Raw genomic sequence first — 25,572 nt, 5'->3', positions numbered from 1 at the left:
TGCTGATTCATCAGGTTGGGTTCTTAGTTGCCGGCTACCGTGGCGGCCGGGTTATTCTTGGTGGAAGCGGAGCCGGAGGCGCCGCTTTTGAGGGTGATGGTGGCCGGCTGCAAGCCCTCGGCCGAGGCCTTCAGGGTGATGGTGCCGGCCTGCTCGGTGGTTTGCACGATGGCCAGGCACTGCCCGTTGTAAGCCTTGCGCTCCGTCGCCTTGAAGGGCTCCAGGCTGGCCTGGTAGCCGTTGTCGACGCCGGCAATGCTGGCGGGGCCGCCGAGGTCGAACTTCACTTGGTTGGCCGCGTCGGGCACCAGGTTGCCCTGGGCATCGAGCACGCGCACGGTCACAAACGAGAGGTCCAGGCCGTCGGCGCGCAGGGCGCTGCGGTCGGCGGTCAGCTCGATTTTGGCGGCGGGGCCGGCGGTGCGGATGGTGCGCGTCAGGACGGTTTTGCCGGCTTTGCGCGAAATGGCCTGCAGGGTGCCGGGCGCGAAGGGCACCCGCCACAGCACGTGCAGCTGGTCGGTGGCTTTCTTTTTCGTGCCCAGCGACTTGCCGTTCAGGAATAACTCCACTTCGTCGGCCTGGCTGAAGTAGGCCCACACGTCCACGGTCTGGCCGGGGTGCCAGTTCCAGTGCGGCAGCAGGTGCAGCACCGGTTTGGCGGTCCACTCGCTCTGGTAGAGGTAGTAAGCGTCCTTGGGAAAGCCGGCCAGGTCGATCAGGCCGAAGTACGAGCTGCGCGCCGGCCAGGGGTAAGGCAGCGGCTCGCCCAGGTAGTCGAAGCCCGACCACACGAAGGTGCCGGCGATGAACGGGCTGCGCTTGACGGCCAGCCAGGCCGGCTCGTGCGTCGAGCCCCAGTAGGGCCGGGCGTTGTCGTAGGAAGAGGCAGTGAAGTCCGCGTTGCCGGTGGTGAGCTTGGTTTTGCCATCCAGGGGCCACACGCGGACGCTGTCGGAGGGCAAGTCGTAGTGGCCGCGGGTTTCGAAGGCGGCGGCAATTTCGGTGGCCAGGAAGGGCTTGCCGGGGAAGCTTTGGGGCAGCAGCGGGTAGCCTTCGTGCTTGTAGTTGAAGCTCAGAATATCGAGCACCCCGGCCTGGCTGATAAAGTTCTTCTGCGGCTCTTGCTCGGTCAGCGCCGAGGTCACGGGCCGGGTTTCATCCAGGCGCTTCACGGTGGCCACCAGCTCCTTGGTCAGGCGCACGCCGGTGCTGTCGAACTGCTCCCGGATTTCGTTGCCGATGCTCCAGACGATGATGCTGGGGTGATTCCGGTCGCGCCGCACCATGTCCTGCAAATCCCGCCGGTGCCAGAGCTTGAAGTCCTGGTGGTAGTCCTTGCCGTTCTTCTTCTTCTGCCACATGTCGAAGGCCTCGTCCATGACGAGCAGGCCCATCCGGTCGCAGAGGTCCAGCAGCTCCGGCGCCGGCGGGTTGTGCGACATGCGGATGGCGTTGCAGCCCATCTGTTGCAAAATCTGCAGCTGCCGCTCCGCCGCCCGCACGTTGAAAGCCGCACCCAACGCGCCCAAATCGTGGTGCTGATTGACGCCCAGAATCTTCAGCGGCTGCCCGTTCAGCGAAAAGCCCGTCTGCGCGTCGAAGGCGAAGGTGCGCACCCCCAGCGGCGTTTCGACCTCGTCCACGGCCGTTTTGCCCTGCACCAGCCGCGTCAGCACCCGGTACAGGTACGGCCGCTGCACCGACCACAGCTGCGGCTTCGCGAGGCTGATGGTCTGCGTCAGCACGGTGGTTGAGTCGGTCAGCTGCACGTTGTCGGTAGCCTGCTGGGCCACCGCCTTACCCTGGGCATCCAGCAGCAGCGTTTCCACGCGCACGGGCCCCGCGCCCTTGCCGGCGGCGTTGCGAATGGTCGTCTGCACCCGCACCGTGGCCGCCTCGGCCGCAACCTTGGGCGTCGTCACGAAGGTGCCCCAGTGGTCCACGGCCACGGCCGCGGTCGTCACCAGTCGCACGTTGCGGTAGATGCCCGAGCCGGAGTACCAGCGCGAGTTGGGCTGGGCCGAGTTGTCGACGCGCACGGCCAGCACGTTGGCCTGGCCGGCGGGCCGCAGGTGCCGGGTCAGCTCGTAGCGGAAGGAGATGTAGCCGTTGGGCCGCTTGCCGAGCAGCTGCCCGTTCAGCCACACCTCGCTCTGCTGGTACACCCCGTCAAACTCGATGTACACGCGCTGATTCTGGCCGGCCTTGGTGCTGAACGACTTGCGGTACCAGCCGATGCCCGTCGGCAGCCCGCCGCCCTCGGGCTTAGCGGGATTTTTCTCGTCGAATTTGCCTTCGATGCTCCAGTCGTGCGGCAGGCTGAGCTGCCGCCAGCCCGCGTCGTTGAAGCCGGCTTCCTTGGCCTGGGTTTCGTCGCCGAGAAAGAACTTCCAGCCCTTGTTGAAGTTCTCCACCCCGCGCACCGGCGGCTGGGCCGCTACCACGGGGTGGGCGACGCTGAGCAACAACAGGAGCAGGCAGGGGAGGAGCTGGCGCATACAGTTTAAGTTTTGGCGGATCGTCCGATTCGTTAGGTCGTCATGTCGAGCTGGTCGAGACATCTCGCGTGCTGACGTTTGAGAAGTAACCTGACGATTGGAATTATTATCGAGCGAGACGTCTCGACCAGCTCGACATGACGTTCATTTTCAGTCTTGCAAAGCTTTAGTTCGTGGAAGCCTTGGCCTCCTTTTTCTTTTTCTCGGGCGGGGCGATAAACGTCACCTTGCTCTTGCCCAGGTCCTTGGACGTGGCCACGGCAATGCCGCGCTGGTCGGGCTTGTTCACGGCGCAGTAGTAATGGTAGACCACGCCCTTGTGCTTCACCACGAAGGACTTGTGGGCAAACAGCTCGTCGTAGGGCTCGGAGGGCTCCACCAGGTTCTGCCCGCTCCAGTCGGTCCAGTTCACCAGGTCGTAGGAGCAGGCAAAGCGGTTCACCGCGCCCTTGATGCCGGGGTAGAAGGCGCCGAAGTAGAACATCACCCACAGGTCCTTGTCGATGCCGTCGACCTTCTGCAGGTAGGCGTCGCCGGTGATGCCCTTGTGGTGGTTGAGCACCGGGTTCTTCAGGTAGCGCGACCAGTGCACCATGTCGTCCGACACGGCCATGCCGATGCGCTCGGCCCCGCGCTTGGCGTCCAGGGAGTCGCCGTTGGCATTGTAGTACATCACGAAGGGGTGGCCGGTGAGCTGGCTCTTGTCCCAGATGACGGAGCTTTTGTAGATGGTGTGGTTTTCCCACCAGCGCACGTCCTTGTCGTCGGGGCGGAGCACCGGCTGGGGCAGGCGTGGCCAGGGGTGCACCGTCGTCGGGTCCTTATCGGTGGAGGCAATACCGATGGAGAGCAGGCCCTTCTCGTAGCCCCGCGACTTGCCGCCGAAGTACGACATCCAGTACTTGCCCTGATACTGCTGCCACTCGTAGGAGCCGCCCCACTTGTAGTCCTGCAGGGCCACGTAGCCGGCTTTCTGGTTGGTGTCCCAGTCGGTGGTGTCGGTGAAGGCCATGATTTTACCCTTCGTCTCCCACTTCAAGAGGTCCTTGCTTTGCGCCAGCCAGGTTTCGTAGCCCCGGCCGTCGTAGATGATGTAGGTCATGTACCACTTGCCGCCCTTGCGAAACACGCTGGGACAATCCATCTTCTTCTTATTGTCGTCGGTGACGAGCACCAGGCCGTACTTGTAGGGCGTCTTCACCTCCTCGTACACCTTCTGCATCACGGTGGCCGGCACTTCTTTCGGCTTGGCCGATTGGGCAAAGGACTGCTGGTTGAGCAAACCCAGGAGCAGCAGGCTGGCGAGTTTCAGTTTCATGCGGAAGCGGGAAGTAGGAGCGAAGTCAAACAATCAGTTGGCGCCAGCCGGGGTGCTGACGGCGAAGCGGTACGTGCCCGAGCCCACCGCAATGCGTGCCCGGCCGCCCTCGAAGCCCAGCACCCGCAGCTCCGGGCGCTGGCCCAGCGGCTGGCCCGATTCGGTGATGGTGGCGGCCGCCGCGGCCGGCAGATACACCGTGGCCGTGGCGCCCACCGGAATGGTCGTCGTCAGCTCGAAGCCCGCGGCCGTCTTCTGCCACTCGTTGGCAATCAGGCCGTAGGGCGAGTGGTGCGTAGCCCGGGCCGACGTGACGTCGCCCACCGGCTCGGGGCGGATGTCGATTTTGTCGAAAGCCACCGAGCCCGCGGCGGGGCGGATGCCGGCCAGCGCGCCGTACAGCCACTCCTGCAGGTGGCCCAGCATCAGGTGGTTGTTCGACACCGTCGGCAGGGCGGCCCAGGACTCGGTGAGGGCGGTGGCGCCCTGGGCCAGCTGGTAGCCGTAGCCGGGCACGTCCGAGCGGTTGTTCATGGCGAAGATGAGGTCGGAGCGGCCCGCGTCTTCCAGCACCCGCAGCACGTAGCGGTACCCGATGTCGCCGGCCGTCAGGGCGTTGTTGCGGCTCTGAATGTCGCGCACCAGGTTCTCGACGACGGCGGCTTGTTGCTCGGGCTCCACCAGGCCCATGTACACGGCCACGGCGTTGGCGGCCTGGCTGCCGCTGGCGTACTGCCGGGTCGTGGGGTTGAAGAACTTCGCGTTGAAAGCCGTGCGCACTTTGGCAGCCAGCTGCGCGTACTGCGCGGCGTCGTCGGGCTTGCCCAGCAGGCGGGCCACGGCGCTGAGCGTGGTCAGGTCGTAGTAGTAAATAGCCGTGCCCGTCACGCCCATCGGGGTGAGCTGGGAGGTGCCGGGCGGCTTGGGGCCCAGGTCGTACCAGTCGCCGAGGCCCTGCGTGAGAATGTGGCCGTTGGCCTTCGTCGCCAGGTAGGCCGCGTAGCGCTGCATCATGGGGTAGCTGCCTTCGAGCACCTGCCGGTCGCCGTACCACTGATACACGTACCAGGGCAGCAAAATGGCGCTGCTGCCCCACTCGGGCGAGTCGCGGAACATGTCGCCGCCCCACTCGAACTTCACGAACTCGGGCGCAATTTCCGGCACCAGCCCGCTCTCCAGCTGCGACACCTGCAAATCCTGAATGACCTTGCGGCTGAGGGCGGCAATGTCGTAGCGGTAGCGGATGGAGCTGCCCATCAGGTGGTTTTGCTCCTGCCAGCCCAGTTTTTCGCGGTGCGGGCAGTCGGTAAACACGCTGGCCATGTTGCTCTTCACGGCCCAGTCGATAAGCGTGTTGGTTTGGTTCAGCAGCTCGTTGGAACAGCTGAAGGCGCCCACCTCGGGGGCCGCGTTGCGGGTGTGCAGCATGGTCAGGGCCAGCACCACCGGGCGATTTTGGGAGTTGGCCTCGCCCTGGGGCACGCCGCCTTCCAGCTGCGCGTAGCGGAAGCCGTAGTAGCTGAAGCGGGGCCGCCAGGTTTCCACGCCCGAGCCGCGCAGCACGTAGGTGAAGTAGTAGGGCCCGCCGCTGTTTTTCTGCGTCACGGTCCCGTCGGTCTTCAGCAGCTCGGCCGGCACGAGGCGCACCGTGTCGCCGGCGCGGCCCTGCACCCGCAGCTCCACGATGCCCGAGGCGTTCTGCCCGAAGTCGTACACAAACTTGCCCGGCTGGGGCTGGCTGATGCGCCGGGGCTTGAACTGCTCGTGCACCTTCAGCGGCTCGGCCTGCTGGGCGTCCAGTCGCGCCGGGCCGTCGACTAGCAGTACCGGCCGCCAGCCCGCGGCTTTAAAGCGCGGGGCGTCCCAGCCCGGCTGCTCCCGGCGGGCGTCGTAGTCCTCCCCGCCGTAGATGCTGCTAAAGGTCACCGGCCCCGGCGCGGTCTGCCAGGAGGCGTCGCTGACCACGTTGTCCTGGGCGCCGTCCTGGTAGTCGAGCACCACGCGGCACAGCAGCTTGGGCAGCCCGAAAGCCGACTTGAGCTTGCGGAAGCGGCCCTTCACCGGCGGCACGTAGTAGAAGCCGTTGCCGAGCATGACGCCCAGCGTGTTGTCGCCCCGGCGCAGCTGCTCGGTCACGTCGAAGGCGACGTACTGCGCGTGCTTATCGAACTTGGTCCAAGCCGGGTCGAGGAAATGGTCCCCGACTTTCTGCCCGTTCAGGTGCAGCTCAAACTGCCCCAGCCCGCAGACGTAGGCCGTGGCCCGCCGCAGTTTTTTCGGTACCGTGAAATCCTTGCGCAGCAGCGGCAGTACGTTGCCGCCCTGGTAGCCGTCCTTTTTGCCATCGACGGGCAGCACGTTCACGTGCTCGGCCGGCAGCTTCTCGTAGGCAATCCACTGGGCCCCGCGCCAGTCGGCCGCCGTCAGCAAACCCATCTGCCACTTGGCCGGCTGGCTCCAGCTGGAGGCCTGCTGCCGGTCGTCCCACACCATTACCTTCCAGTAGTAGGTTTTGGTGGCTTGCAGCGCCGGGCCGGCGTAGGGCACTTGGATGGCGGCGGCCGAGGTGGTTTTCTGCGAGTCCCAGACGTTGCCCACGTTGCGGGCCAGCAGCTTCTCGTCGTCGGCCACCAGCACGCGGTAGGCGCTCTGCCGGGCGTTGCGGTGGTCGGCCTGCAGCTCCCAGCTCAGGTTGGGCGCGGTTTGCTGCACCCCCAGCGGGCCGGGCCGGTAGCCGCAGCGCAGGTGGCTCACCGTCGGGGGCGCCGCCAGGGCCGCCAGCCCGCTCAGCAGCAGCCCGGCCAGCAACGTCAGGGCACGCGAAACGGAGAAAACCGGGCGAAAACAGCGCATGGGCAGCGGGTGGGAGGTAAGCGGGGCGACGACTCCGGCTGCCACCAGCCGGCTACGCGGCGCGGGCAGAATTAGAGCCTTTACAAAAGTAACCGCCCCGGTCCCCGGCCTTTGGCGGCCTTTGGCAAGTTGTTGTAGGATGTTAGCACGGCTGCGAAGCCGCATTCAACCCCGCTTCGGCGGGTGGCCGACCGCGCAGTTTCGTGGAACAAGCTCCGGCGGTGCTATCAGGCACGTTCCGGAGCTACTGCGGCGCCGTCGGCTATATGCAAGCTTCCTACAAAAAGAGGCCTCCGTGCCTTCTGCCGAACCCTGCGCGCCCTCAGCGGGCTACTAAACGTCGGAACGAACTCAGTTCAGCTCCACCATGGCCTTGATGACGCCCGTGGCCGGGTCGAGCCAGCCGGCGAACTGCTGCTGCACGTCGCCAAACGCTACGCGGTGGGTGATGTAGGTAGTGGGCTGCACCAGCCCGGCCTTCATGCTGGCAATGACGTGCTCGAAGTCTTCCCGGGTGGCGTTGCGGCTGCTCATCAGGGTCGCCTCGCGCTTATGAAACTCGGGGTGCGCGAAGCTGATGTCGCCCTTCTGCAGGCCCACCAGCACGAAACGCCCGCCGTGGGCCAGGTACGGAAACGCCCCGTTGATGGCCCGCAGGCTGCCCGTCGCGTCGATAACCACCGTGGGCATGTCGCCATTGGTAATGGCGCGCAGCTGCCCGGCCACGTCCTCGGCGGCGGCGTTGATGACGTGCGCCACGCCCAGCTTCTGGCGGCAGAAATCCAGGCGCTGCTGGTTCAGGTCGAGGGCAATGACCTGGGCGCCGGCAATGCGGGCAAACTCCATCACGCCCAGCCCGATGGGCCCGGCGCCCACCACCAGCACAAACTCGCCCGGGCGCACGCCCGCGCGCCGCACGCCGTGCGCGCCAATGGCCAGCGGCTCCACCAGGGCCAGCTCGTCGTAGCTCAGGCCCTGGCCGTGCACCAGCGTGCTGGCGGGCACGGCCAGCAGCTCGGTCATGCCCCCGTCCACGTGCACGCCGCACACGTTGATCTGGGTGCAGCAGTTGGGCAGCCCGTTGCGGCAGGCCACGCAGTGGCCGCAGCTGAAGTAGGGAATAAACGTGACGGCCTCCCCGGGCGCGAAGCCCTCGGCCCCGCCGGCGTCCACCAGCTCCCCGGCCAGCTCGTGGCCCAGCACCCGCGGATAGTTGAAAAACGGCTGGGTGCCCTCGTAGGCGTGCAGATCGGTGCCGCAGATGCCGATGCGGCGGATGCGCAGCAGGGCGTGGCCGGGCGCGGCGGTGGGGGTGGGGCGCTGCTCGTAGGCCAGCTGGCCCGGCTCGCGGCAAACCAGGGTGTTCATCATAGCAAGGGGGAAGAAAGGGGGGCAGGCGGCCGGCAATGGCACCGCCCGGTTACAAAACTGCGGCTCCGGCATCGGGCAGCTCTCCTGAGCCCACCCGGCCGGAGCCGCGTTTTTTGGTAGTCGGTCGTAGGTAAGGTGGGCAGTAGGTGACGGCGCGTCCTGCTCCGGACTGCCGGGGGCCCGCTACCCGCCGATTACTGCAGCGGGTCGAACGCGCCGCCCCAGGTGTTGTTCTGCTGCAGGCGGGGGTTGTTGTCGATGGCCGACTGGGGCAGGGGGAAGAAGTAGTACTCCGGCCGCCAGTTGATGTTGTAGCGCGTGTCGAGGTCCCGCACTTCCAGGGTGAAGTAGTCCGTGTACACCTGGTCCAGGTTCAGCCCGTCGCGGGTAGTGGCGAAGTTGGCGGGGGCGTTGGACTTCAGGGTGATGTGAAGACGCTTGCGGCGCTTGCCGTTGAGCGTGCTTTCCATCTTCTTCCAGCGGCGCAGGTCCCAGAAACGCTTGCCCTCGAAGGCCAGCTCGATCTGCCGCTCGTAGAGAATGGCTTCGAACATCTGGGCGCGGTTCATGCCCGGGTTCAGGCCGTAGTTGCCGTCGCCCGGCTCGATGCCGGCCCGTTGCCGGATGGCTTTCAGCTGGGTCAGCGCCTCGCTCAGGTTGTTGACGCCGGCGGCGGCTTCGGCCAGGTTCAGCAGCACTTCGGCGTAGCGGATTTCCATCCAGTCGGTGCCGGAAAACTGCACTTCGCTGGCCGCCACCGAGGGGTTGATGGCCTTGCGCAGGTAGAAGCCGGTGGTGCTGGCGCGGTTTTCCGTCGAGGTGTTGCCGACGTAGTAAGTCCAGATCTTGTACGAGTTGTTGCCGTTCAGGGGCCAGGTGGCGCCGTTGAAGGCAATGGTCTTGGCGAAGCGCGGGTCGCGGTTCTTGTAGAAGAGCTGCTGGTTGTAAGTGTAGCGGCCGGTTTCGCCGGGCTTCTTGCCGTCCAGCATGGGGTAGGCCTGCACCAGGTCCCAGCTGGGCTGGTTCGAGCCGCCGGCGGTGCCGGTGTACGAGGGCCGGGTGGCGTTGTCGTAGGCGTTGTTCTTGCGGGTCTGGTCGCCGGTGGAGTTGTTGAAGCCCGACACGAGGACCGCCTCCGGGTTGTTGGCCTCCGGGTTCTGCAGCCACATCTGGTCGTAGGAGGCGTGCAGGCCGAAGCCCGCCGCGGTAAGCTTGTTTTTGGCGTCTACGCTCGCGTTGTAGGCGGCCTGCCACTTGGCCACGTCGTCGGAGGGGTTGAACTGCGGGCTGGCGGCGTACAGCAGCACCCGGGCCTTCATGGCCGCGGCGCCGCCCTTGGTGATGCGGCCCCAGTCGGAAGCGGAGGCCCACTTACCGGGCAAAAACATCGAGGCCGAGTCCAGGTCGCTGGCAATCTGGCGGAACGACTCGCTGGTGCTGTTGCGGGGCATGAAGGCCTCGTCGCGGGCGGCTTCGCCCACGGCGTACAGCGGCTTGAGCACCAGCGGCACCCCGCCGTAGAGGCGCACCAGGTCGAAGTAGCGGTAAGCGCGGAAGAAGTAGGCCTGGGCCAGCAGGCGGTTCTTGGATTTCTCCGCGATGCTGCCCTGGCGTACGGCCACCAGGAAGGTGTTGATGTTGCGGATCTTGCCGTAGTTGTTGGTGGCGCTCAGGGCGGTGCCGAAGTCGGTCACGTCGTTGAGCGTAACCGTGCCTTCCATAAACCGGTTGTCCCCGCCGGTTTCGTCCGAGAGCGTGCTGGGGTTGGTGTTGCCCAGGCCTACGCCCGTCTGCCCGAACCAGGTCGGCAGGTTCTGGTTGTAGAGGTAGTCAACGTTGAGCTTGGCCAGGGTCGAGTCGTTGAAAATCAGCTTCTCGTCGATGGCGCCCAGGTTGGTTTTATCCAGTGCGTCTTCGCAGCCGGTCAGGCCGGTGAGCAGGGCGGCCCCGGCGGCCAGGGCGGTGAGGTGAATGCGTTTCATGGGTGGGAAAGGGTTACAGGCCGATGTTCAAGCCCAGCGACATGGAGCGCAGCGTGGGGTAAGCGTCGTAAGAACCCGAGTAGACCTTGAAGTCGTAGGGATTGTAGAAGTTCACCGGGTTGATGGCCACGAAGTACACCCGCAGGCTGCTGATGCCGGCCTTGCCGATCAGCTGGCTCGGGAAGCTGTACGAGATGTTGGCGTTGCGCATGCCGGCCTGGAAGGAGCTGCGGAACCAGAAGGACGAGGTCTTGTTGTAGTTGTCCTTGTAGTAGGGGTTCGGGTACTCCGCGCCCTGGTTGTCGGGCGCCCAGTGGTCGGCCCAGAAGGCGGGGCGGTTGGCCGTGAGCGTGGCCTGCGAGCGGGCCGTCGATTCCAGCACGGCCTGGCCGCCGAAGGAGGCGCCCATGGTGAAGCCCACCGAGAGGCCCTTGTACGTGATGGAGGGGTTCAGGCCCACCGAGTAGTGGTTGTTGGCCTTCTTGGTGAGGTACTCCACGTCCACGTCCTCGGTGATTTTGCCGTCGGGAGCGGTGAACTGGCCCGTGACCGGGTCTTTGGGGCCGCGCAGGTCTTCGTAGTAGAGCATGCCCGGGCGGGGCACTTCGCCGAAGATGGTGTAGTTGGGGTACAGCTCCCGCCAGGCGTTAACCTCTTCCTGGTTGCGGAACATGCCCAGGTAGCGGTAGCCGAGCACGCCCGGGTCGCCGGAGCGGCCGTTCGGGTCGAGGAAGGTCCCCACCCGGCCCTTGTCCACGTCCACCTTGATGTTCTTGCTGTCGTTCCAGGTGAAGAACGAGTTGAGGCGGTAGTTCAGGTCGTTGCCGATCTGCCCGTTGTAGCCCAGCGAGACTTCGTAGCCGAACGCGTTGACGACGGCGTAGTTTTCCGACGGCACCGTGGCGCCCACCAGCTGCGACACCGAGCTGCTCAGGCCCGTCAGCATGTTGTAGTGGTGGTTGAAGAACGCGTCGCCCGTAAACGAGAGGCGGTTTTCGAGGAACTGCATGTCCAGGCCAGCGTTGAACTTGTTCACGTCGTCCCACTGCACGAAGGGGTTGGCCATCGTGCTGTTGGGAGTGATGACCAGGCCCATGTCGCTGTTGCCGGCCACAAAGCCGCGGCCCGTCTGGGTGGCGTAGTTGGTCTGCCACTGGTAGGGCTTGGTGGCGTCGTTGCCCATGTGGGCGGCCGAGCCGCGCACCTTCAGCATGTTCACGAACTGCACGTTGTCGCGGAAAAAGCCCTCTTCCGAAATCACCCAGCCCACCGACAGCGAGGGGAAGGTGCCCCAGCGGTAGCCCGGCGCGAAGTTGGTCGAGCCGTCGCGGCGGATGGCAAACTCCAGCAGGTACTTGTTGGCGAAGCTGTAGTTGAGGCGGCCGGCGTACGAGACCAGGCCGTTTTCCCCCTCGGTTTCCGAGGTCGTCTGCACGCCCGTGGCGTAGCGCATGTTGTCGAGGCCGCCCACGATGGCGCCCTCGGCCATGGCCGCCACGTCGTCGGTGTGCAGCTCCGATTGCTCGTAGAAGGCAATGGCCGATACGTGGTGCTTGCCGAAGTCGCGGTCGTAGGTTACGTAGCCGTTCAGCTGGTAGCTGTCGTAGTAGCTGGGATTGATGCGGACCCGGTCACCGTTGTTGAGCGACACCGCGTTCAGCACGTCGCCGCCGTAGATGTGCTTGTTCTGGCCCAGCATCGAGAAGCGGTACACGTTGTACTTCGTGCCGTACTGCTTGCCGAAGCTGTTGTCCATGGTCTTGCTGAACAAGCCGCGCACTTTCAGGCCCTTCACCCACGGCAGCTCGTAGTCCAGGTTGGCCGTCAGGTTCAGGCCCGTGCCCCGGGTGGCGGTGTAGTTGTTCGAGCGCTGCACCTCAAAGAAGTGGAACGCGTCGGTGGTGTTCACGTTGCTGGCGTTGGAGAGCAGCACCGGCAGCCCGTTCACGTAGGGCTGGTTGAACTGCGGCGTGAAGAGCAACGACTGCATGTCCTTCTCCGGGCTTTCGCCGCCCTGCTTGAGGTAGTACATGCGCTTCTGCGCCAAGTCCCCGCTCAGCGAGAGGCCCAGCTTCAGGCCCTTGGTCACGTTCACGTCGGTGCTGGCGCGGAACGTCCACTTGTTGGAGTTGATGTTGCGGAAGTTGGCGTCCTGGCCGGTGTAGCTGATGCCGGCGAAGTACGTAGCCCGCTCCGAGCCGCCGCTCACGTTCAGCGCGTGGCGCATCAGCAGCGAGGGTTTCCAGGCTTCCTGCAGCCAGTTGTAGTTGTTCTGGCTGAAGTACTCCAGCTCGTCGGGGGTGTAGATCAGCGGATCCGTAATCGGTTTGCCGGCCGTCAGGTTCACCGTGTTCAGGTACCGGGCGTGGTCCACGCCGCTCATCATCGAGGGCAGGCGCACGGCGTCGGTCACGCCCACGGAGGTGTTGTAGCTGAACTTGGGCGCGCCGGATTTGCCGCGCTTGGTCGTCACCACCACCACGCCCTGGCTGGAGCGGGCGCCGTAGATAGCGGCGGCGGCGTCCTTCAGGATGGTAATGGCGTCAACCTCGGAGGCGTCGAGCAGGTTGAAGTCCTCCTCCGTGCGCACCACGTTGTCGATAACGAAGAGGGGGCGCAGCGTGCCGCCGTCCTTGGAGAGCAGCTGGGGGTTGCGGACGGTAATCTGGCCCGCGTCGCCGGGGCGACCGGTGCCGCCCGAGACGCCCACGCCCGGCAGCTGGCCGGCAATGGCCGTCGAGAGCGAGCCGACGGGCAGGTCCTGGATTTTCTGCATGTCCACCGGCGCCACCGAGCCGGTCAGGCTGAGCTTGGTCTGGGTGCCGTAGCCCACCACCACCACTTCGTTCAGCGACGAGGTTTCCTCGTCCAGCGTCACGTCGATGGTGGTGCGGCCGCCGATGGCAATTTCGATTTTCTTGAAGCCCACCGAGCTGACAACCAGCGTCTCGGTGCCGGTCGGCACGTTGATGCGGAACACGCCCTGCGCGTCGGTCGACGTACCGGTGGTGGTTCCTTTCAGCACCACGCTCGCGCCGGGCACCGCGCCGCCCTTGGCGTCGCGCACCGTGCCGGTGATGTTCACGTTGATCTGCGCATCGGTGGTCGAGGCGGGCGGGGTCGTGGGCGTGCCCGCCGTGGCGGCCGTAGCCCCAACCAGCAGTCCGCTCAGCAGGGCGCCGGCCAGGCGCGGGGCGCTACCGGGCGCCTGAAGCGTGGGTAAAAGGTTTTTCATATGAGGTTGGTGTGTGGGAAAGCAGTGGGCGTGTCGGGGAGGGAGGGGGGCTTACCGGCCCTGGGCGTCGGCGGCGGCGCGCTGGCGCCGGGCCTCCCAGTCCTTGCCGGCCTGCTTCATATCGATGCCGGCGGCGGATAGGTAGTTGTTGATTTTGCCTTTGTATTTGCCAAACCAGGCGTGCTTCTGCTCGGAAGTGCCCGCGTCCATGGCCTTTTCGCGGGCTTCGGTGAGCCAGGTCAGGATCTGGGCTTTCTGGGCTTCGGTGAGGGTGGGCAGCATGTCGTTGTAGGCCCGCACCGTGATGGGCAGCACCCCGTAGGTCAGCCCGTCCTTCACCTGATCCACCTGGGCGGCGGAAAGCTGGCGGCCCAGCTTCTGCAGGAACTGCGGGTGCAGCCGCTCCAGCGAAGCCGTGGTGGCCGCCTCGATTTTGTCGGTTTCGGCCTTCTTGGTGGCCTCGTCCGGGTTCTGGGCCTTCAGGGCGGCCAGCTGGGTTTTGCGGCCCTCGTGAATCTCGTTCAGCGCCCGGTACTGCGCCACGATGATGTCGCGCACCTTGGTGGTTTTGGCCGGCTTCAGCCCCTCGAGCTTGGCCACGATTTTGTCGGCGCGCTCGGTGATGGTGCGGGTGTAGGCGGCTTCCTTCGACTCGGTCGGCTGCGAAACGGGGGCCTGCGCCAGGGCGGCGGAGCCGGTGGTCAGCAGGGCGGCGAGCAGCAAGCTTCTGAGCAAGAGATTCATGGGCAAGTAGGGACTACTGTAGTGGGACCAAATTACTAGCCACAGGCTGCGGCGGAATGCAGCTTTTAACCATCTTATTATACAATGTTGTCATGCCGTTGCACCCCCGGCCGCTTTGGGGGTAATATCCGGCAAAAAAGCCCCTCAAACCGGGCGGCCGCGGCGGCCGTGCAAGGTTAGCCAGCCCCCGGGACAACCCACCGGCGGTTTATCCGAACGGCGGAATTTAGTAGCTGAAATAGAGCGCGCTACGCTTAAACGGCGGCGCAAATCGGGCACTGCGACGGTGACGGGCAAGAATAGCGGCATCGATGGGCGGTAGCAACCCGGTAAGCACTTACTCACTGGCTATGCCAAAGCCAAGATGCTAGAGTAATGGTTCCAGCCCACTGCCGGATAAATGGCGCGCCGGCCAGCCCGGGGCGGCCCGGCGCTGTTCCGGGCTCCCGGTCGGCCGCAAAGGCGCGTCAGATAGCCTGGAAGATGGACTTCATATAAGCCGTGTTGGCCCCGAAGTTCTTCTTCACGTTGCGCGGGTCGGTGGCGTCGCGCGAGCGTTCAATCACCAGCCAACCCTGCCAGCCCATGTCGGCCAGGGTTTCTTTCACGCGCTTCATGTCCAGGCGCGGGTTGTTCTGCAGCCACACGCCGTCGTCGTCGGTGCAGTGGATCTGGCAGATGCGCTTGCGGCCGAGGGTGCGCAGCTCCTGGTGCAGGTCGCGGCCGTTCTTGAGCGCGTTGGAGAAGTTGAAGTAGCTCTGCACGTGCTTGGAGCCGATGTCCTTGAGCAGTTGCACCTCGCCGGCCGCGTCCAGCGCCGTTTCGATGCCGACGACGACGCCGGCCTTCTCGGCCATGCGGCCCACCACCCGCAGCCGCTCCACAATGGCCGGGCGCAGCTCCGGGTTCTTCACCAGGTCGCCCTGGTTGCCCAGCGGCAGGAAAGCCACCGGCACGTTCATCAGCTTCATCGTGTCGATGCAGTCCTGCACCATGCGCTCATAAGTCGGGCGCGTGGCGAAGGACTGGGCGTAGAAGCCCGTCATGGCCAGGGAGCAGATTTCCAGGTTCAGCTCCTTGGCCTTGGCCAGAAACTGCTGGCGGATGTCGGGGTTGCTGAGCTGGCTGTCGAAGGTGTCGCGGTTGCCGAGCCCGCCCATGTCCACCTCCACGCCGTCGGCCCCGATGTCCTTGGTGAGTTGAAAAGCGCCCAGCTTCTGCCGCTTCAGAATCATCAGGTCCACCACGGCAATCTTATAGGTGAGCTTCCGGGGCCGGGCCAGCGCCGCCAGCGGGCGGGGCAGCAGCAGGCCACCGGCGGCCAGCAGGGAGGAGGCAAGAAAGTCGCGGCGGGAAGGCATCGGGGAATGTGCGGAATGTGGGAAATGTGGACGGGGGGGCGCCTGCGTCGTAGCGCATAGTGGGGCTACGCGCTACGACGCAGGCGATGCAGACTACCCGGACGACCCCCACCGCTACCGGGCGGCGTGGCTGAGCGCGGCGGCGGGCTTATCGGTGCGGAAAGGCCGGGCGGGCAGCCCGGCGCTGGAAAACAGGTTGGGCTGGGATGCCTCGTGCCAGGCAAAGCGTACGGCCGTCGGCCGCGCCACCGCGGGGGCCGACACCAGCACCCGCTTGCCCTTGATGCGGGCCTCGGCGGGCACAAACCGGCCGTCGGCGCCGGCCACGGTGAAGCCGGTCAGCGGCTGGCCGTCCTTGCTCACGAGGCGGCCCTGCAGCGGCCGAAAGCTGATTTCGGCGCGGCTCCCCCGGAGGCGCAGGCTCTGAAACACCGGCCCGGCGGCGGCCACCTCGCGGCGGTTGTAGGTGTCGTGCAGGGCCAGGGAGGCCAGGCGCCGGCCGATCTGCCACTTGTAGGGCGGGTGAATGTCGTCGAGCTTGGTCACCAGGTCGGTGGCCACGATGAGGCCCGTGCGCGGCACCGTGGCCAGCACCGCCTCCTGGGCTTCCCAGAACAGGGGCAGCGTCTCGGGCGTCAGCGGCTGCTTGGGCTCCTTGGATTCGGAGTACTTGAACGGGGCCAGCTGCACGTAGTAGAAGGGCAATTCGGCGTCCTGCCAGGCCGCGCGCCAGCTGCTGATCAGCGTCTGCATCTTATGCGTGTAGCTGCTGGTTTCGGCCAGAAAGCAGTTCGACTCGCCCTGGTACCAGCAGAAGCCGCGCAGCGCGAAGGGCACCAGCGGCCGGATCATGGGCTCGTAGAACTTGCCCGGGTCGCCGCCGACGGGCGGCTGGTAGTAGCTGTCGGCCTGGAAGGCCGCCTCCGCAATCCACGGCTCGATGCGGCTGCCCGGCACGGCCGAGCTGATGACGCCCACCGGCACGCCGAGCTTGGTTTGCAGCTCCTGGGCGAAGAAATAGGCCGGCGCCGAGAAGACGCGCAGGGCCGAATCCTGGGCCACGCTCCAGCCCCGGTGCAGCGAATCGGGCCGGGCCAGCTCCTTGCGGTTGACCAGGAAAATACGGAGCTGTGGGTTGTGGGCGCGTTCCAGCTCGGTTTGCGGGTTGGGCTCGGGCTGCGGGGGCACCGTGGCCTTGCTGCTCTTGCGCATGGTGTACTCCATGTTCGACTGCCCCGAGCACAACCAGACTTCGCCCACCAGCACGTCCTTTAAACGGATGACGTTCGTGCCCGTGATGCGCAGCTCGGCGCCGGTAGCATTGGCCGGCATGGGCGGCAGCGTCACCCGCCACTGCCCGTCGGCGGCGGCCGCGGTGCGCTGCTGCTGGCCCCGGAACTGCACCGTCACCGCCTCGCCGGGTGCGGCCGAGCCCCAGATGGGCACCGGCTTCTCGCGCTGCAGCACCATGCCGTGGCCCAGCACCCGCGGCAGCACCACCCGCGCCTGGGCGGCGCCGAGGGGCAGGGCGAGGAAGGGCAGCAGGACGAGCGGACGGAGGTTCATGCGGGCAGGAGTAGGCAGAAATCGGGTAAAACAGAACGTCATGCTGAGCGCAGTCGAAGCATCTCTCCCGAACGACGCAACGAAGCGGTAGAGATGCTTCGACAAGCTCAGCATGACGCTTACTATCAGAAGCCGTCCTTACGAGGGCTTCACGTTTTTCACGGCCACCAGGCTGTTGAGGTACTCCTCGATGTTGGTGTAGCCCTCCTTGCCGCGCACCTGCCGGGCGTCGGCCGCGTCGTTGGGGTTCAGCTTGTTTTTCTTCTCGTACTGATCGGGCATGCCGTCCTTGTCCGAGTCCTGGTAGGGCGTGCCCTTGTAGTCGGGGTAGCCGCCCACCTGGCTGATGTCGGTGATGATGCCCTGCTTGTAGGAGTCGATGGGGAGGCGGCGGTGCTTGAACTGCGTTTCGGGCAGCTTCACGTTCGGCAGGGCGTTGATTTTGCCGGTGCGCACCTGCTCCACCACGCGGGCGTCGACGGCGTCGCGCTTGGGCAGGGTGGCGCCGGCGTTTTCCAGCACGTAGCCGAAGGCCTTATCGGCCGGCATAATGGTAATCTGGGGCATGGGCAGCGGCGCATTCACCCGCATGTCGGCCATGTACTTGCCGGCGTTGGGCAGCTCTTCCACCTGCACGCCGCCGTCCCAGTTGTCCTTGGTCACCTTGTCGTTGCCTTCCACGATGTTGCCCGCCACGTAGGCGCGGCCGTACACCTGGTACTTCAGCTTGCTGCGGCCCGATTCGGGCTTCAGGATGCGGTGGCCGATGTTGGTGCCCTGCGGCGTGGAGGGACCGGGCTTGTAGTAGTTGTTGATGATGTTGTAGAGGGCCCGGTAGTCGCCGCCGTCGGTCGAGCGGTGCACCCAGTTGAACATCACGTTATTGGCGAAGTTGAACACCCCGTTCCAGCCAATCGAGGGGTTGCGGCCCGCGTTATCGGCCCACAGGTTGCGCATGAAGGTGCAGTTTTCCCCGCCCAGCGTGCTGCCGAAAGCGTGGTTCCAGGTGTCCAAGGACTCCGAGAAGATGCTGTTCTGGATGGTGATGTTCACCGTGCCCAGCTTCTGCTCTGCAATGCCGGTGCTGTCGTTGTACATGTGGCGGTACATCGACATGTTCTCGTCCAGCCCCCAGCTGGCCGAGACGTGGTCAATCATGATGTTGCCGATCGGGTTGCCGCCGATGGCGTCGTCGCGGCGGCCCACGTTGGTTTCGCCGCGGCGGAAGCGCATGTAGCGGATAATCACGTCGTGGGTGTTGATCCAGACCGATTCGCCGGCCACGCACACCCCGTCGCCGGGGGCCGACTGCCCCGCAATGGTGATGTAGGGCGCCCGGATCATCAGCGGCGACTTCAGCCGGATGATGCCGGCCACGTTGAACACCACGGTGCGGGCGCCGCCCTGCTCACAGGCCTCGCGCAGCGTGCCCGGGCCGCTGTCTTCCAGGCTGGTCACCACGATGACCTTGCCCCCGCGGCCGCCGAAGGAGTACGCCCCGCCGCCCTCGGCACCGGGGAAGGCCGGAATCGGGGACTGCGGCAGGTCAATCGGGCGGGCCGCCCACGGAATGTAAGGCTTGCCCTCGCGCTGCTCCTTTTGAATGATGGGGTAGGCCTTGGCCCAGGCCAGATCGGACTGGCGGCGGGCTTCCTTCATCAGCTCGTCGCTGGCCTTCTGCACGTCCGGCGGAATCTGCGGGTACTGGGCCAGCGCCACCGGCGCGGCCGACAAGAAGAGACCTAGACTGGCAAGGAAAGCAACGGGCGTTTTCATGGGCGGGAAAGACTGGTTTGATCGGGGCTAAAGGTCGGGGCTGCGCGGGCCGGCACCGTATACCATTTTTTCGACCCTCTGTAGCATCTTAGCATGGCCGCCTTATAAGCAGGGCACCAGCGCGGGCAAAGATTGTAGAATTGGGGCGCGGCGGCGGGCGCAAGGGGCTGGCGCGCTGCTACAACCAGCGCAGCTGCTGCGCCCCGAAGCCGGCCTGCTCCAGGCAGGTGGCCAGGCGCCGCCGGGCCTCGGCCGTGCGGCAGGCCTGGGCGCGCACCAGCAGCTGCGTGCCGGGGCCGGGGGCCAGCTCTTCGTGCCAGGCCGCCAGGTGACCGGCCAGCACTTCCAGCTCGGCCGGGGCCAGGCGGGGCGCCAGGCAGGCCAGCTGCGCCCCGCCATTGACGGCGTAGAGCGCGTAGCCCGCCACCTCGCGCTGCTCCACGGCGGTGCCCGGGGGCAGGCCCAGGTGCAGCAGCAGTTCGGGCAGGGTGGCCGCGGCCGGCGGGGCCGCTGGGGCTTTGGCCGGTGCAGCCGACCGTTTGCGCGGCTTGGGGGCTGCGGCCGGACCTTCGGCCAGCCGGTACACGCGGAAGCCCAGGTCGGCGGTGGTAGCGGGGTGGGCGGCGCGCAGCTGGGCGGCGGCGCGGCGCAGGCGCTCCTTGGTCAGCTCGGCGATGGTGCGGGGGCGGCCCCGCTGGTCGCAGTAGGCCGCCGCGTCGCACTGGTCCTTGTTGGCCGGGTCCAGCGGCTCGGGCAGCTGCACCAGGATAAAGCGGCGCGTGCCGCCGTCCTGGGCGTTCTGGCTCATCACGGCGTGGCCGGTGGTGCCCGAGCCGGCGAAGAAGTCGAGCACCAAATCGGCTGGGTCGCGGGCCCAGAGCTGCAGCATACGCTCCACCAGCTCCACCGGCTTGGGCGCGTCGAACACGTCGGCGCCCATCAGGGCCTTGAGGCGCGCGGTGGCCGTGGCGGTGTAGTACTTATCGTCCCACCAGGTGGTGTCGGTTTTGCGCACCCGCTCGGCGTCGTGGCGGTAGTGCTTCTGCTGCAAGCCGTTGCCGGCCTTGATGATCAGGCCCTGCTCGTACATGGCCTGCATGCGCTCCGGGGCGAAGCGGAAGTAGCCCGTCACGCCCAGAAACGTGTAGTGCGGGTTGCCCTTGGCCGCCCCGCCGGGCCCGTCGACCGGGGCCAGCTTGTAGGCCCCGCGCCCGTCGTAGTGGGTGAAGCCCGCCAGATCGGGCGGCAGGCCGAAGGCAGCGCGCCGGGCGTGGATGCGCGCGCGGTCCTTGGCGTAGAGCAGGATGAAGTTGTGGCTGGCCGAAATAATCTTGTCGTTCGACACCGAGGCGCGGGCCTTGTGGCAGATGATGGCCAGGCGGTTTTCCTCCCCGTACAGCTCGTTGAGCAGCTGCAGGGCGTTTTCCAGCTCGTTGTCGTCGATGGAGACAAACAGCACCCCGTCGTCGCGCAGCAGGTGGCGGGCGGCGTGCAGGCGCGGGTACATCAGGTTCAGCCAGTCGGTGTGCAGGCGGCCGGCGGTTTCGGCCGCGTCGGCGGGCGCGGCGGGGCCGGCCTCGGGCTGGCCGGTGAGCTGGCGGTGGCGGCGGCGGCTGCGCTGGTAATTGTCGCGGTAGACGAAGTCCTTGCCCGTGTTGTAGGGCGGGTCGATGTAAATCAGCTTGACCTGGCCCTCGTACTGCTGGCGCAGGAGCTTGAGCACGTCGAGGTTGTCGCCTTCCACCACCAGATTCTGGGTGCTGTCCCAGCTGAGGCTATCGGCGGGGGCGGGGTGCAGGGCGGCGGCGGGCGGCTGCAGGGCCTGCTGGCGGGCGGCGCGCTTGCCGTGCCAGCTCAGGCCGTAGTGCTCCTGCTCCTCGTCGGCGGGGGCTTCGCCCAGCAGCTGGCGCAGCACGTCCACGTCGAGCCGGCCCGCGCGGAAGGCTTCGGGAAACAGCTGGCGCAGCTGCTGCCGGTTGGCGGCGGTGACGTCAGCGGAAGGCGGCGGGGGGGGAGCGGAGCGGGCGGGCACGGGGCAAATAGCGGCGCGCGAAACGCCGGACGAAAGAGGCCGGACCGCGCGGGGCGGCCCTAACAGGTCGCAATATCGGGCAAACTGCACCAATGCCGGCGCGGGCCGGCGTTCGGCCCCGGGCCGGCGGCGCGTAACTTGCCGGCTCATCAGGCCCGTTCCGCTGTTATGGCTGCTCTTATCAAACCCTGGCAAGTACTTGGCTCCGAGCTGGTGTTCGAGCACCGCTGGTACCGCCTGCGCCGCGACCGGGTGCGCCTGCCCTCGGGCGAGGAGCTGGACGACTACTTCGTGAGCGAGCGGCCCGACGCGGTGCTGATTTTCTGCCTGACCGCCGACGAGCAGGTGGTGCTGGTGCGCCAGTACAAGCACGGCGCGGCCGACGTGTTCGTGGAGCTGCCCGGGGGCGTCATCGACCCCGGCGAAACCGACCCGGTGGCCGCCGCCCGGCGCGAGCTGCTGGAGGAAACCGGCTACGCCGCCGACGAGCTGGACCGGGTGCTCAACGTATCGGACAACCCTACCAAGGACACCAACCTGCTGCACTTCTTCCTCGCCCGCAACGCCCGCCGCGTGGCCGCCCAGCACCTCGACGCGACGGAAAACATCGAAGTGCTGACCGTGCCGCTGGCCGAGCTGGAACAGTGGGTGCTCGGCGGGCGCATTCGGGTGGCCGGCTCGGTGGCGCTGTGCCTGCTGGCTTTGCGCCGGCTGGGCCGTTGAGCGGGTGGGGCGGGAATGGCCTGCAGGCCGGGTAAGCTAACAATAGGCGGACGCATATAGAACGTCATGCTTCATCTGGCGTCCGCGCAGTCGAAGCATCTACCGCTTAGGCTCTTTCTCAGTTCGTCATTCCGAGCGAAGTCGAGGACCCGAAGGAAGGCGTAGCCAATCTCGCGTGCTGATGGCCGGTAGTGATTTTACTATCGGGCGAAGCGGTGGATGCATCGACAAGCGGACACCAGATGAAGCATGACGTTCTGATTCTCCCATCCACCGACCACAGCTGAGCGGCGCTAAGTCTGCTAGGGCTGGCCTGGTTAGTAACCACCCACTTCTTCGGTGGCCGCACCGCAGAGTACAGGAGAGTTTCGCCGCAGCGGTTTGCTCTATTGGGGCAGGTTTAACGTCCGCCGCGCATGGGCTTCGCTGCTTCCGTCCGGGTTTGTGTGCGCACCGCCGCGCTGGGGCTGGTGGCTGGCCTGCTGACGGCCGGCGCCGCCCACGGCCCGCGCCGGGTGCCCGAGCGGCTGGTGGTCCTCACCTTCGACGACGCGGTGCGCAGCCACGCGACCTACGTGGCGCCGCTGCTGCGCCAGTACGGCTTCGGCGCCACCTTTTTCGTGTGCGAGTTTCGCGACCCGCCCTTCGCCGACACCACCCGCTACATGAGCTGGGCGCAGACCCGCGAGCTGGACCGGCAGGGCTTCGAAATCGGCAGCCATACGCTCACGCACCGGCACGTCAACAAGCTGACGGCCGCCGAGCTGGGCGCCGAGCTGGACTCCATCGAGGACCGCTGCCGCCGCTACGGCATCCGGCGGCCCACGTCCTTTGCCTACCCCGGCTACGACACCCACCCCACGGCCCTGGCGGTGCTGCGGGCCCGCGGCTACACGCTGGCGCGGGCCGGGGGCGCTAAGCAGGGCCGCGTGCGCGCCTACGACCCGGCCCGCGACGACCGGCGCCTTATCCCGAGCTTCAGCACCGGCGCCGCCAACCGGGCCGACATCCTGGCCGCGCTGCCGCAGGCCCGCGACGGACGGGTGGCAGTGCTCACGCTGCACGGCGTGCCCGATACAGCCCACGACTGGGTGAGCACGCCGCCCGCGCTGTTCGAGGAATACCTGCGCTACCTGAAAAGCCACCACTACCGCGTGGTGGCCCTGCGCGACCTGGCCCGCTACCTGCCGCCCGAGCCGGCCGCCAATTGACTCTGCTCCTTCACGACCTCCCCCAACCCCCGCCCGACCTCATGTTTGCAGCACCAAGCCACCGCCGCCTTGGCATCCTGGCCGTTCTCGGCGGGCTGCTGGCCGGCGCCCCCGCCCGGGCCCAGCAGCGCCTGGTCACCGGCAGCCAGCAGCCCATGCCCGCCGCCGAGTGGATCGACCAGGACACGGGCCACCGCGTGCGGCGCCTCACCCCGCTCGACGGCGACAACGCCAGCTTCTACTTCCACAACCGGCCCTTTCTCGCGGGCAGGGGCGGGGAGCGGATGGTGTTCTACCACACCGACGCGCGCGGCAAGCAGCTGCGGCTGCTCGACCTGAAAACCCACGAGGTGACTCCGCTGACGCGCTACTTCCCGAAAGTGAGCGGCGAAATCGTGGCCCCGAAGCTGCGGGAGGTGTTTTACCAGACCGGCGACTCGGTCTACGCCACCCACGTCGACACGCGCCGGACGCGGCTGGTGTTCGTGTTTCCGCAGGATTTTCGGGCCAGCATCACCACCCTGAACGCCGACGAGACCCAGCTGGGCGGGGCCTGGAGCAGCGACGCGGAAAAGGAAATTTCGCGGCAGTACCCCGAGAAAAAGGACTACTTCCGCCGCATCTACGAGGCCCGGCTGCCGCGCACCCTCTTCACTGTGGGCACCGAGGGCGGGCAGCTCACCAAGCTTTTCACCGACACGGCCTGGCTGAACCACGTGCAGTTTTCGCCCACGGACCCGCACCTGCTCATGTTCTGCCACGAAGGACCCTGGGAGCTGGTGGACCGCATCTGGACCATCGACACCAAAACCAAAGAGGTGAAGCTGGTGCACAAGCGCACGATGGAGCGCGAAATAGCCGGCCACGAGTGGTTCGGGGCCGACGGCAAGACCATCTGGTTTGACCACCAGCTGCCGCGCGGCGCCACCTTCTTCGTGACGGGCACCGACCTGAAATCGGGCAAGGAGCGGAAGTACGAGCTGACGCGCGACGAGTGGTCGGTGCACTACACCACCGCGCCCGACCAGAAAACCTTTGCCGGCGACGGGGGCTACCCGACCTCGGTGGCGCACTCGCCCAACGGCCAGTGGATTTACCTGTTTCGGCCCGATGGCTCCACCTTCAAGGCCGAAAAGCTGGTGAACCTGGCCCGGCACAACTACCACCTGGAGCCCAACGTGCACTTTTCGCCCGACGGCAAGTGGCTGATCTTCCGCGCCAATTTCGAGGGTCAGAGCCAGGTATACGCGGTCGAAATAGCCAAAGCGGCGTCGTAGAGACGCGACCTTGCGTCTCGGCGCCAGAACGCTGGACACCTGGACTAACGGCCTTCGCCGCCCCGGTTTTAACAACATCAGCAATCGAAGATCAACGCAGTTCACGATTGAGTCGCAAACAGGCGGCTCTACAGCCCCCGATAACCATGCATTCCTTTTCTGCCCCGATAACCCGCCGCACCTTCGCCCAGTCGCTGGGTCTGCTCGGCGCCGGCCTGCTGCTGCCCGACTGGGCCGGCGCGGCCCAGCAACCGGCCAAGCTGCCCCGGAAAAAGGATATCCTGAAAGTGCTGACGCTCACCAACGGCTACTTCATGCAGAAGTGGCCGGATACGGGCAAGGAAATCGTGACCAACAAGGCCCGGCCCAGCAACATCTGGACCCGCGCCGTGTACTACGAGGGGCTAATGGCCCTGTACGGCGTGGACAAGCAGAAGCGCTACTACGACTACGCCGTGGACTGGGGCCAGAAGCACCAGTGGGGCCTGAACCGCGGCGTGGAAACCCGCAATGCCGACAACCAGTGCTGCGGCCAGACCTACCTCGACCTGCACGCCATCGACCCGCAGCCCGAGCGCGTGCGCGACATCAAGGCCAGCATCGACCGTATGCTGCAAACCGAGCAGGTGGACGATTGGTGGTGGATTGACGCGCTGCAGATGGCCATGCCGGTGTTTGCCCGGCTGGGCGTTATGTACCAGGACGAGCGATACTTCGAGAAGATGTTCCAGCTCTACGACTACGCCAAAACCCGGCACGGCGGCAACGGCCTCTTCAACCCCGAGGACAACCTCTGGTGGCGCGATAAGGACTTCGTGCCGCCTTACAAGGAGCCCAACGGCGAGGACTGCTACTGGAGCCGCGGCAACGGCTGGGTGGTGGCGGCCATGGTGCGCACGCTCAGTATTTTGCCCCCGAATGCCCCGCACCGCGCGGAGTACCAGCAGATGTATTTGCGCATGGTGCAGGCCCTGCCCCGGCTGCAGCGCCCGGACGGCTACTGGAACGTGAGCCTGCACGACCCCACGCACTTCGGCGGCAAGGAACTGACCGGCACCGCCCTGTTCGTTTACGGTATGGCCTGGGGCATCAACCAGGGCCTGCTCGACGCCAAGCAGTACCTGCCCATCATCACCAAAGCGTGGACGGCCCTGGCCTCGGAGTGCGTGCACAAGGACGGCTTCCTGGGCTACGTGCAGGGCACCGGCAAAGAGCCCAAGGACGGGCAGCCCGTCACCTACGACTCCCGGCCCGACTTCGAGGACTACGGCCTGGGCTGCCTGCTGCTGGCCGGCACGGAGCTGTACAAGCTGGTCGACAACCCGCCCGCGGCGGCCAAGAGCTAGGTCTGAAAAGGTGCGCTAAGCAGCTGAATGGAACGTCATGTCGAGCATGTTGCGCATCAAGCAAGGGGCCGAGACATCTCGCATACGTCGTTGAGCTGATTAGAACGTCATGCTGAGCCCCGCGAAGCATCTCTACCGCTTCGTTGAATAGTATCTGACGAAGCGGTAGAGATGCTTCGCGGGGCTCAGCATGACGGCCAGGAGTAGGAGTACGATTCTGGTCCTGAATCCAACTGCCTTGACGCCGCTCCCACTCAGGCAGAAAGCTAGACGCAA

General features: G+C 66.2%; 15 protein-coding genes. 4 read left to right on the top strand and 11 right to left on the bottom strand.

From position 1 onward, the window contains the following. Positions 1–23 precede the first annotated feature (23 nt). The 11 genes from galB to DLM85_RS07425 all read right to left on the bottom strand — a co-directional run bounded on the left by galB (position 24) and on the right by DLM85_RS07425 (position 20,739). The gene (gene galB / locus DLM85_RS07475) at positions 24–2,501 is read right to left on the bottom strand and encodes a beta-galactosidase GalB (RefSeq protein ID WP_111477411.1); all 2,478 of its coding nucleotides are present in this window, start codon (positions 2,499–2,501) and stop codon (positions 24–26) included. Positions 2,502–2,667: 166 nt separating this feature from the next. Continuing rightward, positions 2,668–3,819, bottom strand: a complete 1,152-nt coding sequence (locus DLM85_RS07470) for a glycosylase (RefSeq protein WP_111477410.1) — start codon at positions 3,817–3,819, stop codon at positions 2,668–2,670. Between the two features lie 33 nt (positions 3,820–3,852). Then, complete coding sequence (locus tag DLM85_RS07465) at positions 3,853–6,672, bottom strand: family 78 glycoside hydrolase catalytic domain (protein ID WP_111477409.1); 2,820 nt, start codon at positions 6,670–6,672, stop codon at positions 3,853–3,855. Positions 6,673–7,023: 351 nt separating this feature from the next. Next, positions 7,024–8,040: a zinc-binding alcohol dehydrogenase family protein gene (locus tag DLM85_RS07460; protein WP_111477533.1), complete on the bottom strand. Its 1,017-nt coding sequence runs from the start codon at positions 8,038–8,040 to the stop codon at positions 7,024–7,026. A 197-nt stretch (positions 8,041–8,237) separates the two neighbouring features. Then, a complete protein-coding gene (locus tag DLM85_RS07455) occupies positions 8,238–10,025 on the bottom strand; it encodes a RagB/SusD family nutrient uptake outer membrane protein (RefSeq protein WP_111477408.1) in 1,788 nt (595 codons plus the stop codon). Positions 10,026–10,038: 13 nt separating this feature from the next. Beyond that, positions 10,039–13,260, bottom strand: a complete 3,222-nt coding sequence (locus DLM85_RS07450; protein ID WP_111477407.1) for a SusC/RagA family TonB-linked outer membrane protein — start codon at positions 13,258–13,260, stop codon at positions 10,039–10,041. Positions 13,261–13,311: 51 nt separating this feature from the next. Then, on the bottom strand, positions 13,312–14,004 hold the full coding sequence (locus DLM85_RS07445) for a DUF3826 domain-containing protein (RefSeq protein ID WP_111477406.1): 693 nt from the start codon (positions 14,002–14,004) through the stop codon (positions 13,312–13,314). Positions 14,005–14,471: 467 nt separating this feature from the next. After that, positions 14,472–15,365, bottom strand: coding sequence for a sugar phosphate isomerase/epimerase family protein (locus tag DLM85_RS07440; protein WP_111477405.1), 894 nt, complete (start codon positions 15,363–15,365; stop codon positions 14,472–14,474). Positions 15,366–15,479: 114 nt separating this feature from the next. After that, on the bottom strand, positions 15,480–16,931 hold the full coding sequence (locus tag DLM85_RS07435) for a sialate O-acetylesterase (protein ID WP_111477404.1): 1,452 nt from the start codon (positions 16,929–16,931) through the stop codon (positions 15,480–15,482). Positions 16,932–17,069: 138 nt separating this feature from the next. Then, entirely contained in the window at positions 17,070–18,707 is a 1,638-nt protein-coding gene (locus DLM85_RS07430; protein ID WP_111477403.1) for a pectate lyase family protein, read from the bottom strand. 178 nt (positions 18,708–18,885) lie between these two features. Continuing rightward, positions 18,886–20,739 (bottom strand): site-specific DNA-methyltransferase, encoded by a 1,854-nt coding sequence (locus tag DLM85_RS07425; protein ID WP_165822043.1) that lies wholly within the window; start codon positions 20,737–20,739, stop codon positions 18,886–18,888. Between the two features lie 168 nt (positions 20,740–20,907). Between DLM85_RS07425 and DLM85_RS07420 the strand changes: the two genes are divergently transcribed. The 4 genes from DLM85_RS07420 to DLM85_RS07405 all read left to right on the top strand — a co-directional run bounded on the left by DLM85_RS07420 (position 20,908) and on the right by DLM85_RS07405 (position 25,296). Then, positions 20,908–21,462: an NUDIX hydrolase gene (locus DLM85_RS07420; RefSeq protein ID WP_111477401.1), complete on the top strand. Its 555-nt coding sequence runs from the start codon at positions 20,908–20,910 to the stop codon at positions 21,460–21,462. Between the two features lie 416 nt (positions 21,463–21,878). Next, positions 21,879–22,673, top strand: coding sequence for a polysaccharide deacetylase family protein (locus DLM85_RS07415; RefSeq protein WP_111477400.1), 795 nt, complete (start codon positions 21,879–21,881; stop codon positions 22,671–22,673). 41 nt (positions 22,674–22,714) lie between these two features. Then, on the top strand, positions 22,715–23,950 hold the full coding sequence (locus tag DLM85_RS07410) for an oligogalacturonate lyase family protein (protein WP_111477399.1): 1,236 nt from the start codon (positions 22,715–22,717) through the stop codon (positions 23,948–23,950). Between the two features lie 146 nt (positions 23,951–24,096). Beyond that, complete coding sequence (locus DLM85_RS07405; RefSeq protein ID WP_111477398.1) at positions 24,097–25,296, top strand: glycoside hydrolase family 88/105 protein; 1,200 nt, start codon at positions 24,097–24,099, stop codon at positions 25,294–25,296. Positions 25,297–25,572: the final 276 nt, after the last annotated feature.

This window comes from Hymenobacter edaphi, assembly GCF_003258365.1.
GTDB classification, from domain to species: Bacteria; Bacteroidota; Bacteroidia; order Cytophagales; family Hymenobacteraceae; genus Solirubrum; species Solirubrum edaphi.
The sequence above is the reverse complement of the archived record's forward strand: the minus strand, read 5'-3'. Positions and strand labels throughout refer to the sequence as shown.